General features: G+C 68.0%; 1 protein-coding gene. It reads right to left on the bottom strand.

Features of this window, described 5'->3' with window-relative positions; translation table 11 throughout:
* On the bottom strand, window positions 1-365 hold a 365-nt coding region (locus tag RM812_RS42320), incomplete at its 3' end, for a DUF2079 domain-containing protein (protein ID WP_394816614.1).
* Window positions 366-462: the final 97 nt, after the last annotated feature.

Genomic DNA, 462 nt, shown 5'->3' with positions numbered 1-462 from the left:
CAGTAGAGCGGGGCCAGCAGCGCGACGATCGGGGAGAAGTGGTCGCCCAGGATCAGATAGCCGGGGCCCTTGATGTCGACGATCGGCGCCTGGAAGTTCGCGTACGCCCGGACCTCCTGCTCGAAGATCCCGAGGTCCCAGGAGGGCGAGCCGAAGCGGGCGTACTGGAGGTAGGAGTAGAGGAAGTAGAGCCCGCACAGGATCGCGCCGACGATCAGATACGGCCGCAGGGGTACGCGTTCGGGAGCGGCGGCGGCGCCCGTGCCCGGGGAGCCGTCCGCCGGGCGGGCGTCCGGTCCGGCTCCCTGGGCGGGCAGCCGTCCCGGCTCCGAACGGTCCGTTCCACTCTTGTTCAGCTCAAGCACGGTGACTGCTCCCGCTGGGATTCCTGCTCTTCTTCGGATACGGCCGCTCATCGGACACGGCCGTTCATTAGAACAGAGCGGCGAGACGATTCCGTAC

This window comes from Streptomyces lancefieldiae, assembly GCF_031845825.1.
Lineage (GTDB): Bacteria > Actinomycetota > Actinomycetes > Streptomycetales > Streptomycetaceae > Streptomyces > Streptomyces lancefieldiae.
The sequence above is the reverse complement of the archived record's forward strand: the minus strand, read 5'-3'. Positions and strand labels throughout refer to the sequence as shown.